The organism is Pseudomonas sp. JQ36, from assembly GCF_053851495.1.
Genome location: NZ_CM132642.1, coordinates 5,998,598 through 6,013,381 on the forward strand (window position 1 = coordinate 5,998,598; position 14,784 = coordinate 6,013,381).

Below are 14,784 nucleotides of genomic sequence, written 5' to 3' on the forward strand. Positions count from 1 at the left end.
GCTCTTAGACCTTGGCAGGCACAGCGCTCGTATGCCAGATCAACACCTTGCTCACCCGGTTGTCCTCGGTCTCGAGGATCTCCAGGCGATAACGCCCGATCTTCAGGCACACCGCGCTGTCCGGAATGGTCTCCAGCGCCTCGGTCACCAGGCCGTTGAGGGTTTTCGGACCGTCGCTCGGCAAGTGCCAGCCCAGGCATTTGTTCAACTCGCGGATCGACGCGGTGCCGTCGATCACCATGCGCCCGTCGGGCTGCGGATGGATGTGCGGGTTGTCGAGGCTGTGCTCGCTTTCGAATTCGCCAACGATCTCTTCGAGAATGTCTTCCAGGGTAACGATGCCCAGCACTTCGCCGTACTCGTCCACCACCATGCCCAAGCGGCGCTGCTGCTTGTGGAAGTTCAGCAGTTGCAGTTGCAGCGGCGTGCTTTCCGGAACGAAGTACGGCTCGTAGCTGGCCGCCAGCAGCGCTTCGCGGGTCAGTCGGCCATCGTTGAGCAGATGGCGGATCTGCCGGGTGTTGAGCACCGCTTCGACCTGATTGATGTCGCTATGGAACACCGGCAGGCGCGTGCGTTTGTTCTGGCGCAGTTGTTCGATGATCGCTTCGATCGAGTCGTCGAGGTTGATGCCGTCGACATCGCTACGTGGCACCAGAATGTCGTTGACCGTGATGTTGTCCAGCGCGTGGATTCCGGAAACCGGGTGGGCGCGAGACGGGTGTTCCGGGTCGTCGTCAGGGCCTGCAGGTTCTTCGTCTTCACTTTGCTGCACCACCTGGGGTTTGCGCGCGAAGGGACGCAGCAGCAAACCGCTGATGCGGCTCAGCAGCCAGGCCAGCGGGTAAAGGATTTTCAGCGGAACGGCCAGCAGGGTGTTGCCGAACGACAGCACCGCATCCGGGTAGCGCTGGGCCACGGTGCGCGGAAAGTAATCGGCAAACACCAGCAATACGGCGCCGGCGCCGAGGCAGGCGGCCCACGGGCCGTTTTCTTCGCAGAGGAAGATTGCCAGCAGAGTGGAAATGACCACCGCAAGGGCGCGGCACAGGGTGTTGCACAGGATCAGACTGTCGAGCGGGAAGCTCAGCTTCGCCAGCGGTTTATCGCTGGCGCGCGAGGCGGTGCGTTGCGCGAGCAAGTGCTGCTGCGCGATTTCGACGGCGGTAAACAGCCCCGACCATAAGATCAGCAGGACAAATACCGCGAGCATCGGCCCTATGGGCAAACCGTCCATTTATGCCGCCCGTCAGATGTGCAGGATGTATTCACGAACCAGCTTGCTGCCGAAATACGCCAACATCAGCAGGCAGAAACCGGCGAGGGTCCAGCGAATCGCCTTGTGGCCGCGCCAGCCGAGGCGATTACGGCCCCACAGCAGCACGCTGAACACGATCCAGGCCAGACACGCCAGCAAGGTCTTGTGCACCAGATGCTGGGCGAACAGGTTCTCGACGAACAGCCAGCCGGAGATCAGCGACAGCGACAGCAGCGTCCAGCCGGCCCAGAGGAAACCGAACAGCAGGCTTTCCATGGTTTGCAGCGGCGGGAAGTTCTTGATCAGGCCTGACGGGTGCTTGTGCTTGAGCTGGTGATCCTGCACCAGCAGCAGCAAAGCCTGGAACACCGCGATGGTGAACATGCCGTAGGCGAGGATAGACAGCAGAATGTGGGCGAGGATGCCCGGCTCTTCGTCGATGATCTGCACCGTGCCGGCCGGGGCGAACTGCGCCAGCAGCACTGTCGCCGCGCCGAGCGGGAACAGCAGTACCAACAGATTTTCCACCGGGATCCGCGAGCAGGCCAGCAGCGTCAGGGCGATGACGGCCGCGGCGATCAGGCTGGCGGCGCTGAAGAAGTCCAGGCCCAGGCCGATCGGCGTCAGCAGGTGAGTGAGCAGGCTGGCGCTGTGGGCCAGCACGGCAAGGATGCCGAGCGTAACCAGCAGGCGCTTGTTCGCCTTGGCGCCGGAGGCCAGGCGGGTGCCCTGATAAAGGGTCGCAGCGGCATAAAGAAGCGCGGCGGCGATGGTAGTCAGCAAACTGGGTGACAAGGGGAGCATAAATCCTGTTAGGCAGGCCCGAAAGGCGCTGAGTTTGGCATAGAACCGCCACACCACGAAAGTGCGAGGTGTCCGCCCGACGCAGTCTTCGCTATAATCCGCGACCTGCCCACGCCGCAGGCTCGCCGAGCACATGTTGAATCCGGTCTGGGCCGCCATTATCCCGGTCTACACAGGGCCTGAAAGGATCGCGCAATGTTTGAAAACTTAACCGACCGTCTCTCGCAGACGCTGCGCCATGTCACCGGCAAGGCGAAGCTGACTGAAGACAATATCAAAGACACCCTGCGCGAAGTGCGCATGGCGTTGCTCGAAGCCGACGTCGCCCTGCCGGTGGTCAAGGACTTCGTCAATTCGGTCAAAGAGCGCGCTGTCGGCACCGAGGTGTCGCGCAGCCTGACGCCGGGCCAGGCATTCGTGAAGATCGTCCAGGCCGAACTCGAAAGCCTGATGGGCGCGGCCAACGAAGACTTGAACCTGAGCGCCGTGCCGCCCGCCGTCATTCTGATGGCCGGTCTGCAGGGTGCCGGTAAAACCACCACCGCCGGCAAACTCGCGCGCTTCCTTAAAGAACGCAAGAAGAAGTCGGTGATGGTCGTGTCGGCGGACATCTACCGTCCGGCTGCTATCAAACAGCTGGAAACCCTGGCCAACGACATCGGCGTGACGTTCTTCCCGTCCGACCTGAGCCAGAAGCCGGTCGACATCGCCAACGCGGCTATTAAAGAAGCAAAACTCAAATTCATCGACGTGGTCATCGTCGACACCGCCGGTCGTCTGCACATCGACGAAGAGATGATGGGCGAGATCAAGGCGCTGCACGCCGCGATCAACCCGGTGGAAACCTTGTTCGTGGTTGACGCCATGACCGGTCAGGACGCGGCCAACACGGCCAAGGCCTTCGGTGATGCGCTGCCGCTGACCGGTGTGATCCTGACCAAGGTCGACGGCGATGCCCGTGGCGGTGCCGCACTGTCGGTGCGCGCGATCACCGGCAAGCCGATCAAGTTCATCGGTATGGGCGAGAAGAGCGAAGCGCTCGATCCGTTCCACCCTGAGCGTATCGCTTCGCGGATCCTCGGCATGGGCGACGTGCTCAGCCTGATCGAACAGGCTGAAGCGACCCTCGACAAGGACAAGGCCGACAAACTGGCCAAGAAGCTGAAGAAGGGCAAGGGCTTCGACCTCGAAGACTTCCGCGATCAACTGCAACAGATGAAGAACATGGGCGGCCTCGGCGGGCTCATGGACAAATTGCCGAGCATCGGCGGCGTCAACCTGTCGCAAATGGGCAATGCCCAGAACGCGGCAGAGAAGCAGTTCAAACAGATGGAAGCCATCATCAACTCCATGACCCCGGCCGAGCGCCGCGACCCTGAGCTGATCAGCGGTTCGCGTAAACGCCGGATCGCCATGGGTTCCGGCACTCAGGTGCAGGACATCGGCCGCTTGATCAAGCAGCACAAGCAGATGCAGAAGATGATGAAAAAATTCACCGCCAAAGGCGGTATGGCGAAAATGATGCGCGGCATGGGCGGTATGTTGCCCGGCGGCGGCATGCCAAAAATGTAAAGATCTCGCCGGTCGTCGCACCGGCGCAGCCCCTGCAAGGACGCAGGATCAACAGCAAACCCGCACTCGGCGGGAGCTGACTGGCCGTTTTCATCGACGGCTCTATATGCAAATCCGCACGGCATGCCATAGGCGCCGGAAAAAGTCATTTGCAAAAGTCCGGATATTCCTTAGAATATGCGGCCTTTCGGGCACCCATGCCCGCTGTGCATTTAGATTTGCAGCACCGACTACAGGAACGATGTTCACATGCTAACAATCCGTCTTGCCCTTGGCGGCTCCAAAAAGCGCCCGTTTTACCACCTGACCGTAACCGACTCGCGTAACCCGCGTGACGGCTCCCACAAAGAACAGGTTGGCTTCTTCAACCCTGTTGCCCGTGGTCAGGAAATCCGTCTGTCCGTGAACCAAGAGCGCGTAGCCTACTGGCTGAGCGTTGGTGCACAGCCATCTGAGCGTGTTGCTCAGTTGCTGAAGGAATCTGCCAAGGCTGCAGCCTGAGCAGTATGAGCGCGACGCCAGAAAAAGCTGATGACCTGATCGTTGTCGGCAAGATTTTTTCGGTTCACGGCGTTCGCGGCGAGGTGAAGGTCTTTTCCTTTACCGATCCGATTGAAAACCTGTTGGACTACCGCAACTGGACGCTTCGGCGCGAAGGCGTGGTGAAACAGGTCGAGCTGGTCAGCGGCCGATCCACTCAAAAGGATCTGGTTGCCAAGCTCAAAGGCCTCGACGATCGCGATGAAGCCCGTCTTCTGAGCGGTTATGAGATTTGCATCTCGCGAAGCCTTTTGCCCAACCTGACAGGCGACGAGTACTACTGGTACCAGTTGCAGGGGCTGAGCGTCATCAACCAGGACGAGCAATTGTTCGGCAAGGTTGATCACCTGTTGGAGACCGGCGCGAACGATGTATTGGTGGTCAAGCCCTGCGCGGGCAGCCTGGATGATCGCGAGCGGTTGTTGCCCTATACAGAGCAATGCGTGCTGGCAATCGACCTGGATGCAGGCGTGATGCGGGTGGAATGGGACGCGGACTTCTAAGCAATGGCCAGCCTGCGCGTAGACGTCATTACGCTGTTCCCCGAGATGTTCTCGGCCATCAGTGAGTACGGCATTACCAGTCGTGCGGTCAAACAGGGGCTCTTGCAGCTGACCTGTTGGAATCCGCGGGATTACACGACGGATCGGCATCACACTGTGGACGATCGCCCGTTTGGCGGTGGTCCGGGCATGGTGATGAAGATCAAGCCCCTGGAAGATGCTCTGGTTCAGGCCAAGGCAGCAGCCGGGGAGGCGGCGAAGGTGATTTACCTGTCCCCCCAAGGCCGTCAACTGACTCAGTCGGCGGTACGCGAGTTGGCAAAATCGGATGCATTGATCCTGATTGCCGGCCGCTATGAAGGCATTGACGAGCGCTTTATTGAGGCTCATGTCGATGAAGAGTGGTCGATTGGTGACTATGTACTGTCTGGCGGCGAGCTGCCGGCCATGGTCATGATCGATGCGGTTACACGACTGCTGCCCGGAGCTTTAGGGCATGCGGATTCCGCTGAGGAAGATTCCTTTACGGATGGTCTGCTGGATTGCCCGCACTACACCCGACCTGAGGTGTATGCGGATCAGCGTGTTCCCGACGTGTTGCTAAGTGGCAATCACGCGCATATCCGGCGTTGGCGTTTACAGCAGTCCCTTGGTCGGACCTATGAACGACGCGCCGATCTTCTGGAAAGCCGCTCGCTTTCTGGAGAAGAGAAGAAGCTGCTCGAGGAATACATCCGCGAGCGGGACGATAGTTAACAACGTATCGATGGTAGATCAGTTGATTTACCTTAGGAGCACAGCATGACCAACAAAATCATCCTTGCACTCGAAGCAGAGCAGATGACCAAAGAAATCCCTACCTTTGCCCCAGGCGACACCATTGTCGTTCAGGTGAAAGTGAAGGAAGGCGATCGTTCCCGTCTGCAAGCGTTCGAAGGCGTTGTAATCGCCAAGCGTAACCGCGGCGTGAACAGTGCGTTCACCGTTCGTAAAATCTCCAACGGTGTTGGCGTAGAGCGTACTTTCCAGACCTACTCCCCGCAGATCGACAGCATGGCTGTCAAACGTCGCGGTGACGTACGTAAAGCCAAGCTGTACTACCTGCGCGACCTGTCGGGTAAAGCAGCTCGCATCAAGGAAAAACTGGCTTAAGTCCAGCTTCCGATGCAGAAAAAAGCAGCCTACGGGCTGCTTTTTTGTTGCCCGCAATAAACTGCCCTCACTATGTAGGAGCTGCCGAAGGCTGCGATCTTTTGATCTTGCTGTTTTCGGGAGCCCCCGATTTACGAGCAATAACCCATGACCACCCGCGACCAGGAAATCCAGCGCCGCACCGAACTCTCGGTGACCCGCGTGACCAAAGCCGTCTTCCCGCCGACCACCAACCACCACAACACCCTCTTCGGCGGCACCGCGCTGGCGTGGATGGACGAAGTGTCGTTCATCACCGCCACCCGCTTCTGCCGCCTGCCACTGGTGACTGTTTCAACCGACCGCATCGACTTCAATCACGCGATCCCGGCCGGCTCCATCGTCGAGCTGGTCGGTAAAGTGATCAAGGTCGGCAATACAAGCCTCAAGGTCGAGGTGGAAGTGTTTGTCGAGAGCATGAGTTGTGATGGCCGCGAGAAGGCGATTCATGGGCAGTTCAGCTTTGTCGCTATTGATGATGACAAGCGGCCGGTGCCGGTGCTGCCTGGGTTTGCAGCCTGATCCGAAACCGAGTCGTGGCCTTCGCGAGCAAGCTCGCTCCCACAGTGTCCGGGGTGAACACAAAACCTGTGGGAGCGGGCTTGCTCGCGAAGGCGTCAGCTCAGGCACCGCTGCTCTCAGGCTGAATCAACGCCAACAACGTCCACCCGGCTCCCGGTTTCAAAACGGCCTCCGGCGTCACCACATGTACCCAGCCGCTGTCATCGCGCATGAACAGCAGCGTCGCCCGATTGCCATGCAATGCCTGGTAATCCTCCCAACCGAACCCGTCCGTCAGCGTCGTGCTGTACAGTTCGGCGCCGATACTGATCAGGCTGGCCAGCTTGGCGTAGGTCAGCGCCTCGCTCCCCAGCTGATTGCCGCGATGTTCCAGGCTTGCCCGATGCTTGTCACTGCGACGACTTTCCTGACCGCTGGCCAGACCGAACAAACGCTGATGACCGAACTCGTGGCGAAAACGCATCGCCGCCAGGGTGTTCAGTTCGCCCGACGGCGATAGCGCCAGCAGATGCCCCAGCCCCACCAGATCCAGATGCGCATCGGCATGCTGCGAAGCCGGGTTGCCAAAGTACGTCGGCAAACCCTCCATGCGCGCCGCACGAATATTCTCCCAGCTCGAATCGGTCAACAGCACGCGGCTGCCCAGTTGCTGCAACGATTTGCCCAACAGACGCGCCGGGCCGTTGGCGCCGACGATCAGGAAGCCGCTCGGCGCCGGTTCAGCGACGTTCAGCAAGCGTGCCAGTGGTCGAGCGGTTGCACTTTGCAGCACCACGGTGCCGATGATCACCGCGAAAGTCAGCGGCACCAGCAGCAGCGCACCTTCGTGTCCGGCCTGATCCAGGCGAATCGCGAAAATCGCCGACACCGCCGCCGCCACGATCCCGCGCGGGGCGATCCAGCACAGCAAGGCGCGTTCACGCCAGCTCAGGCTGGAACCTGCGGTGCTCAACAGCACGTTCAACGGGCGTGCGATCAGTTGAATCACCAGCAACAGAATCAGCACCAACGGCCCGAGGCCGATCAGGGCATGCAGATCCAGCCGCGCCGCCAGCAGGATAAACAACCCGGAAATCAGCAGCACGCTGAGGTTTTCCTTGAAGTGCAGGATGTGCCGCACATCCACGCCCTTCATGTTTGCCAGCCACATGCCCATCAGCGTTACCGCGAGCAAGCCGGACTCGTGCATCACCTGATTGGACGCAATGAAAATCCCCAGCACCGCCGCCAGCGAGGCGAGGTTGTGCAGGTATTCCGGCAGCCACTGGCGACGGATGACGGTGCCTAGCACCCAGCCGCCGACCACCCCGAATACGCTGCCGCAGACAATCACGCCGCCGAAGGTCAGCAGGCTCTGTTCGAGGCCGTTGCCCTCTGAGCGGGCAATGATGAAGCTGTAGACCACCACCGCGAGCAGGGCGCCAATCGGGTCAATGACGATGCCTTCCCAGCGCAGGATGTTGGCGATCGAGGCTTTCGGCCGCACCACCCGCAGCATCGGCACGATTACCGTCGGCCCGGTCACCAGCGTCAGGCTGCCGAACAGGATTGCCAACAACCAGTCGAAGCCGAGCAGGAAGTGCGTCGCGACGGCGATGACTACCCAGGTGACGAGCGCACCAAGGGTCACCAGCCGATGCACGACGCTGCCGATCTCGCGCCATTCCGACAGGTGCAGAGTCAGACTGCCCTCAAACAGGATCAACGCTACCGCCAGCGACACCAGCGGCATCAGCAACGGGCCGAACATTTCCTGCGGGTCGAGCCAGCCGAGCACCGGTCCGGCGAGAATCCCGGTCAGCAACAGAAACAGAATCGCCGGCAGCTTCAGGCGCCACGCCAGCCACTGGCAACCCAGCGCCGCGGCGCCGATCCCGCCAAATGCCAAGAGAATTTGCTGCTCGTTCATTGATGCTCCCTGTTCCTTGAATTAGCGGGCTATGAAAGACTAGCGGCCATTCCTACAGTTCACTCTACATTTGCGCACAGCCCCGGAGGTTGTGTGTCTTGAGCGCCCATGCCTGCCATCGACCATCCACTGATTGACCAATTCCTCGACGCCCTGTGGCTGGAAAAAGGCCTGTCCGATAACACTCGCGGCGCCTACCGCAGCGATCTGGCGCTGTTCAACGGCTGGCTGCAGGAGAAAAACCTCGAGCTGATCAATGCCGGTCGCGAGTTGATCCTTGATCACCTGTCCTGGCGCCTGGAGCAGAACTACAAACCGCGCTCCACCGCCAGATTTCTCTCCGGTGTACGTGGCTTTTATCGCTATCTGCTGCGGGAAAAGCTGATTACGGTCGATCCGACCTTGCGTGTCGACATGCCGCAACTGGGCAGGCCGCTGCCCAAGTCGTTGTCGGAAGCCGACGTCGAAGCGCTGCTCAAGGCGCCGGATCTGAGCGAAGCCATCGGCCAGCGTGATCGCGCCATGCTTGAGGTGTTGTACGCCTGTGGTCTGCGGGTGACCGAACTGGTGAGCCTGACCCTGGAGCAGGTCAACCTGCGTCAGGGCGTGTTGCGGGTGATGGGCAAGGGCAGCAAGGAGCGCCTGGTGCCGATGGGCGAGGAGGCGATTGTCTGGGTCGAACGCTACATGCGCGATGGCCGCAGCGAGCTGCTCGGCGGACGGCCCAGCGATGTGCTGTTTCCCAGCCAGCGCGGCGAGCAGATGACCCGCCAGACTTTCTGGCACCGGATCAAGCATTGGGCCAAGGTCGCCGGGATCGGCAAGTCGCTGTCGCCGCACACCCTGCGCCATGCGTTTGCCACGCACCTGCTCAACCACGGCGCGGATCTGCGGGTGGTGCAGATGTTGCTGGGGCACAGCGACCTTTCCACTACGCAAATCTACACCCACGTCGCCCGCGCGCGGTTGCAGGATCTGCACGCCAAACATCACCCAAGAGGCTGATTGCCCCCTCTGTAGGAGCTGCCGAAGGCTGCGATCTTTTGATCTTGCTTGTGATTCCAAAAGCAAAGTCAAAAGATCGCAGCCTTCGGCAGCTCCTACATGTCTTGTGTCAGGCGCATTCGGCCCTGCGAGCCTTATGTGGTAGGCTTTGCCGGTTTGCACGATGGACGGTTATGACCCGGTGTTCCGGCACGGGCGTTCTGACCGTTTCATTTGTCCGCCTTCAGGAGTTCTCATGCGTCTGACCCAGATTTTCGCCGCCGCAGCCATTGCGTTGGTCAGCACCTTTGCCGTCGCCGATGACGCGGCCGACAAAGCCATTCGTCAAAGCCTGGAAAAACTCGAACTCGAGGTTCCGGTCGAAAGCATCAGCACCAGCCCGTTGCCGGGCATGTATGAAGTCAAGCTCAAGGGCAGCCGCGTGCTGTACGCCAGCGCCGACGGCCAGTACATCGTTCAGGGCTATCTGTTTCAGCTCAAGGACGGCAAACCGGTCAACCTGACCGAGAAGACCGAACGCCTGGGCATCTCCAAGCTGGTCAACGCCATCCCGGTGGCCGAAACCGTGGTTTACCCAGCCGTGGGCGAGACCAAATCGCACATCACCGTGTTCACCGACACCACCTGCCCGTACTGCCACAAGCTGCACGCCGAAGTGCCCGAGCTGAACAAGCGCGGCATCGAAGTGCGTTACGTGGCGTTCCCGCGTCAGGGCCTCGGTTCGCCGGGTGACGAGCAACTGCAAGCCGTGTGGTGCTCGACCGACAAGAAAGCCGCCATGGACAAAATGGTCGATGGCAAGGAAATCAAGGCCGCCAAGTGCACCAACCCGGTTTCCAAGCAGTTCGCTTTGGGCCAGTCGATTGGCGTGAACGGCACACCGGCCATCGTTTTGGCCGACGGACAAGTCATTCCGGGCTACCAGCCGGCGCCACAAGTCGCCAAACTGGCACTGGGCGCCAAGTAATTCGCATCGTCACGGTCAGCCTTTGACGATCATGGTCCGGCGGTAACTTCGCCGGGCCATTAATAGAGAGCCGCGAACACGCGGTTGTTTTCCGGCCGACCTTGCGTCGGCCGTTTCATGGGGAGTTCACAGTGAATCCGGTCAAAGTAGGCATCTGTGGGTTAGGGACCGTCGGTGGCGGTACCTTCAACGTACTTCAGCGCAACGCCGAGGAAATTGCTCGTCGTGCCGGGCGTGGGATCGAAGTGGCACAAATTGCCATGCGCACGCCAAAGCCTCAGTTCCAGACGACCGGTATTGCGATTACCAACGATGTCTTCGAAGTGGCCACGAACCCTGAGATCGACATCGTCATAGAGCTGATGGGCGGCTACACCGTTGCCCGCGAGCTGGTACTCAAGGCCATCGAGAATGGCAAGCATGTGGTCACCGCGAACAAGGCACTGATTGCCGTTCACGGTAATGAGATTTTCGCCAAGGCACGCGAGAAAGGCGTGATCGTGGCATTCGAAGCGGCCGTGGCCGGTGGCATTCCGGTGATCAAGGCGATCCGTGAAGGCCTGTCCGCCAACCGCATCAACTGGGTCGCCGGGATCATCAACGGTACCGGTAACTTCATCCTCACCGAAATGCGCGAGAAGGGTCGCACCTTCGAAGACGTGCTGGCCGAAGCGCAAGCACTGGGCTACGCCGAAGCCGATCCGACCTTCGACGTCGAAGGCATCGACGCCGCGCACAAGCTGACGATTCTGGCGTCGATCGCGTTCGGCATTCCGCTGCAATTCGACAAGGCTTACACCGAAGGCATCACCAAGCTGACCACCGCTGACGTGAATTACGCCGAAGCGCTGGGCTACCGCATCAAGCACCTCGGTGTGGCCCGCAGCACCGCTGCCGGCATCGAGCTGCGCGTACACCCGACGCTGATCCCGGCCGATCGTCTGATCGCCAATGTCAACGGCGTGATGAACGCCGTGATGGTCAACGGTGACGCCGCCGGTTCGACGCTGTTCTACGGCGCCGGTGCCGGCATGGAGCCGACCGCTTCGTCGGTGATCGCCGACCTGGTGGACGTGGTTCGCGCCATGACTTCCGATCCGGAAAACCGCGTGCCGCATCTGGCCTTCCAGCCGGACTCGCTGTCGGCGCACCCGATCCTGCCGATCGAAGCTTGCGAAAGCGCCTACTACCTGCGCATCCAGGCCAAGGACCATCCGGGCGTACTGGCTCAGGTGGCGAGCATCCTCTCGGAGCGCGGCATCAACATCGAGTCGATCATGCAGAAGGAAGTCGAGGAACACGACGGTCTGGTACCGATGATCCTGCTGACCCACCGCGTGGTCGAGCAGCGTATCAACGATGCAATCGCCGCCCTCGAAGCCCTGGCCGGTGTGAATGGTCCGGTTGTACGGATCCGCGTCGAGCACCTGAACTAAACAGAAGCAGCTGCAAGCGTCGAGCTGCAAGCGGCAAGAGAAAAACGGTCTGGTTTTTACTTGCAGCTTGTAGCTCGTGGCTTGAAGCTCAAACCGAAGGTTTGCCCTTATGCGTTATATCAGTACCCGCGGCCAGGCACCGGCCCTGAATTTCGAAGACGTCCTGCTGGCCGGTCTGGCCACCGACGGCGGTCTGTACGTCCCGGAAAACCTGCCACGTTTCACCCAGGAAGAAATCGCTTCCTGGGCCGGCCTGCCGTATCACGAGCTGGCTTTCCGCGTCATGCGCCCGTTCGTGACCGGCAGCATCCCGGACGCCGATTTCAAAAAGATCCTCGAAGAAACCTACGGCGTGTTCTCGCACAGCGCCGTTGCCCCGCTGCGTCAGCTTAACGGCAACGAATGGGTGCTGGAGCTGTTCCACGGCCCGACCCTGGCGTTCAAAGACTTCGCCCTGCAACTGCTCGGTCGTCTGCTCGATTACGTGCTGGAAAAACGCGGCGAACGCGTGGTGATCGTCGGCGCCACCTCGGGTGACACCGGTTCGGCCGCCATTGAAGGCTGCAAACACTGCGAAAACGTCGACATCTTCATCCTGCACCCGCACAACCGTGTGTCCGAAGTGCAGCGTCGGCAGATGACGACGATTGTCGGCGAGAACATCCACAACATCGCCATCGAAGGCAACTTCGATGACTGCCAGGAAATGGTCAAGAACAGCTTCGCCGACCAGAGCTTCCTCAAGGGCACACGTCTGGTGGCGGTCAACTCGATCAATTGGGCGCGGATCATGGCCCAGATCGTCTACTACTTCCACGCAGCCCTGCAGTTGGGCGGCCCGGCGCGTTCGGTGGCGTTCTCGGTGCCGACCGGCAACTTCGGCGACATCTTCGCCGGTTACCTGGCGCGCAACATGGGCCTGCCGATCAACCAGTTGATCGTCGCGACCAACCGCAATGACATCCTGCACCGCTTCATGAGCGGCAATCAGTACGTCAAGGAAACCCTGCACGCCACGCTGTCGCCGTCGATGGACATCATGGTCTCGTCGAACTTCGAACGTCTGCTGTTCGACCTGCACGGTCGCAACGGCGCGGCCATCGCCGGTTTGATGGATTCGTTCAAGCAGGGCGGTGGTTTCAGCGTCGAGCAAGAGCGCTGGACCGAAGCCCGCAAGCTGTTCGACTCGCTGGCCGTGGATGACGCGCAAACCTGCGAAACCATCGCCGAAGTCTACGCGCAGTGCGGCGAAGTGCTGGACCCGCACACCGCCATCGGCGTCAAGGCCGCGCGCGAATGCCGCCGCAGCCTGGACATCCCGATGGTGATCCTGGGCACCGCACATCCGGTGAAATTCCCGGATGCCGTGGAGAAAGCGGGTGTAGGAAAAGCTCTCGAACTGCCTGCACATCTTTCTGATTTGTTTGAGCGAAACGAGCGCTGCACCGTTCTGCCAAACGAGCTGAAAGCCGTACAGGCCTTTGTCAGCCAGCATGGCAACCGTGGCAAGCCGCTGTAAGCCGAAAAAGCTGTCACATTTTGAAGCCCGTCTCCTGACGGGCTTTTTTGTTTCTGCTGCCACACTGCTCGGGTTTTCGCCCATGAAGGACGGGTGAGTCGATCACGAAGGAAGTGGCAATGCTGTTTGAGAGAGGATGGAAATACACCCTGAAGCGGGTTTTTCTGTTGTGCCTGTTGGTTGGCTGGCGCGTGGGCGTTGCGGCGCATCTGGCGCATGATGAAGAGCAGTTGAACATCGGCACCGTTGTGCTGAGTGAAGCCGAGCAGCAATGGGTTCGCGATAACCCGACGGTGATCGTGGCGGCGGAGCAGTACCCGTTGTACCTGTTTCTGGATGAGCATGGTCATTGGAGCGGCTTGAACAACGATGTGCTCAAACGCATCAGTGCCATGACCGGGTTGCAATTCGTTTACCGGGAGTCGTTTTCCACCGCGCAGATGCTCGAGCGCCTGGAGACCGGCGCCGCAGACATGAGCACGACCCTGGCGATGAATGATGAGCGCCGTTTGAGTCTGGATTTCAGTCATGCCTTTGGCGGTGCCGGCTGGGTATTTGTCGGCCGCGCCGGCGAGCCTGGAGTGCAATCGCTGGAGCAGTTGGCCAAACGGGTGCTGGTATTGCCGGGGCGGCACGCGCTGGAGGGGGTGATCCGACGCGATTATCCGTCCATCGAATTACGTTCGGTGAAAACCTATGCCGAGGCACGGGCGCTGGTCGAAAGCGGTGAGGCCTATGCCACCATCGAAAATGAAATCGGTGCGCAGCTCTATCCCTCGGGCTTGCTGAAGGTTGGCGAATTGCTGGAGGGAAAATGGGAGGCGGATCTTCTGGCTGTGCGCAAGGGCCAGCCGCAATTGCTGAGCATCCTGAACAAGGCGCTTGAAGCGTTCCCGGCTTCCGAACTCCGGGCCATTCGCCTGAACTGGCTGGGCGGCATCGGGCCGAAACCAGCCGCTGTGGGCTGGCAACACTGGTCCCGGCCGAGCTACTGGGGCGTGTTTGTGGTGGGGGCTTTTTTCGGGTTGTCGCTGTTATGGCATCGGCGCATGGCGGCGCTGATCAAACAGCATCGGGACGTGCAGAGCCAACTCGGCGATCAATTGGTTTTCCAGCGCGCGCTGATAGACGCCATGCCTGACCCGGTGTTCGTCCGCGACCTGGAAGGACGCCTGATCCTCTGTAACAAAAGCTACGAAGAGGCGTTGTCGATCCGTTTTGAACAGGTGCAGGGATGCCGACTGATCGACGTCGATGCCTTGCCGCGTGCCACCGCCGGCATGCTGCATGAGGAGTTCATGATTCAGCTGAGAACCCGCCGAACCCGTTTCAGCAGACGCCGCCTGCAATTCAAGCATGGCAATCGGGACATCTATCAATGGACGGTGCCGTTTTACAGTGCCAATGGGGAGTTGCGAGGCCTGCTCGGCGGGTGGACGGACATCACCCGGCGTGAGGCGGCAACGGGGGGACATCCGCATTGATATAGGGAAATTTCCTATATCACGCGCCTCCTTTTCCGATGGGGGACTGAAGGAGGCTGCCCTAAAGTGGACAG

General features: G+C 60.3%; 14 protein-coding genes. 11 read left to right on the top strand and 3 right to left on the bottom strand.

The genetic code is table 11. The annotated features are described in order from the left end of the window. Positions 1 to 4 precede the first annotated feature (4 nt). Both ACS4NR_RS27030 and ACS4NR_RS27035 read right to left on the bottom strand, forming a co-directional pair. A complete protein-coding gene (locus ACS4NR_RS27030) occupies positions 5 to 1,237 on the bottom strand; it encodes a transporter associated domain-containing protein (protein ID WP_456018771.1) in 1,233 nt (410 codons plus the stop codon). A 12-nt stretch (positions 1,238 to 1,249) separates the two neighbouring features. Next, the gene (locus tag ACS4NR_RS27035) at positions 1,250 to 2,062 is read right to left on the bottom strand and encodes a cytochrome C assembly family protein (protein WP_027610969.1); all 813 of its coding nucleotides are present in this window, start codon (positions 2,060 to 2,062) and stop codon (positions 1,250 to 1,252) included. 195 nt (positions 2,063 to 2,257) lie between these two features. Here ACS4NR_RS27035 and ffh point away from each other — a divergent pair, with 195 nt between their 5' ends. From ffh to ACS4NR_RS27065, 6 genes are all read left to right on the top strand, one after another. Beyond that, a complete protein-coding gene (gene ffh, locus ACS4NR_RS27040) occupies positions 2,258 to 3,634 on the top strand; it encodes a signal recognition particle protein (RefSeq protein WP_007967791.1) in 1,377 nt (458 codons plus the stop codon). Positions 3,635 to 3,883: 249 nt separating this feature from the next. Beyond that, positions 3,884 to 4,135, top strand: coding sequence for a 30S ribosomal protein S16 (rpsP, locus tag ACS4NR_RS27045; RefSeq protein WP_003185073.1), 252 nt, complete (start codon positions 3,884 to 3,886; stop codon positions 4,133 to 4,135). A gap of 5 nt (positions 4,136 to 4,140) precedes the next feature. Continuing rightward, complete coding sequence (gene rimM / locus ACS4NR_RS27050) at positions 4,141 to 4,677, top strand: ribosome maturation factor RimM (RefSeq protein WP_003221979.1); 537 nt, start codon at positions 4,141 to 4,143, stop codon at positions 4,675 to 4,677. A 3-nt stretch (positions 4,678 to 4,680) separates the two neighbouring features. Further along, complete coding sequence (gene trmD, locus ACS4NR_RS27055) at positions 4,681 to 5,433, top strand: tRNA (guanosine(37)-N1)-methyltransferase TrmD (protein ID WP_003221981.1); 753 nt, start codon at positions 4,681 to 4,683, stop codon at positions 5,431 to 5,433. Between the two features lie 45 nt (positions 5,434 to 5,478). Continuing rightward, positions 5,479 to 5,829, top strand: a complete 351-nt coding sequence (gene rplS, locus ACS4NR_RS27060; RefSeq protein WP_003175895.1) for a 50S ribosomal protein L19 — start codon at positions 5,479 to 5,481, stop codon at positions 5,827 to 5,829. A 147-nt stretch (positions 5,830 to 5,976) separates the two neighbouring features. Beyond that, positions 5,977 to 6,390, top strand: coding sequence for an acyl-CoA thioesterase (locus ACS4NR_RS27065; protein WP_007908981.1), 414 nt, complete (start codon positions 5,977 to 5,979; stop codon positions 6,388 to 6,390). A 100-nt stretch (positions 6,391 to 6,490) separates the two neighbouring features. On the opposite strand, the gene ACS4NR_RS27070 is transcribed toward ACS4NR_RS27065, so the two are convergent. Beyond that, positions 6,491 to 8,299: a cation:proton antiporter gene (locus ACS4NR_RS27070; RefSeq protein WP_456018772.1), complete on the bottom strand. Its 1,809-nt coding sequence runs from the start codon at positions 8,297 to 8,299 to the stop codon at positions 6,491 to 6,493. Between the two features lie 108 nt (positions 8,300 to 8,407). Between ACS4NR_RS27070 and xerD the strand changes: the two genes are divergently transcribed. The 5 genes from xerD to ACS4NR_RS27095 all read left to right on the top strand — a co-directional run bounded on the left by xerD (position 8,408) and on the right by ACS4NR_RS27095 (position 14,710). Then, complete coding sequence (gene xerD / locus ACS4NR_RS27075) at positions 8,408 to 9,304, top strand: site-specific tyrosine recombinase XerD (RefSeq protein WP_007967784.1); 897 nt, start codon at positions 8,408 to 8,410, stop codon at positions 9,302 to 9,304. Positions 9,305 to 9,539: 235 nt separating this feature from the next. Next, positions 9,540 to 10,271, top strand: coding sequence for a bifunctional protein-disulfide isomerase/oxidoreductase DsbC (gene dsbC / locus ACS4NR_RS27080; protein ID WP_456018773.1), 732 nt, complete (start codon positions 9,540 to 9,542; stop codon positions 10,269 to 10,271). 131 nt (positions 10,272 to 10,402) lie between these two features. Then, on the top strand, positions 10,403 to 11,707 hold the full coding sequence (locus ACS4NR_RS27085; protein WP_007908972.1) for a homoserine dehydrogenase: 1,305 nt from the start codon (positions 10,403 to 10,405) through the stop codon (positions 11,705 to 11,707). A 109-nt stretch (positions 11,708 to 11,816) separates the two neighbouring features. Next, positions 11,817 to 13,226, top strand: coding sequence for a threonine synthase (gene thrC, locus ACS4NR_RS27090; RefSeq protein ID WP_027610971.1), 1,410 nt, complete (start codon positions 11,817 to 11,819; stop codon positions 13,224 to 13,226). Between the two features lie 119 nt (positions 13,227 to 13,345). Further along, positions 13,346 to 14,710, top strand: coding sequence for a transporter substrate-binding domain-containing protein (locus tag ACS4NR_RS27095; protein WP_456018774.1), 1,365 nt, complete (start codon positions 13,346 to 13,348; stop codon positions 14,708 to 14,710). Positions 14,711 to 14,784: the final 74 nt, after the last annotated feature.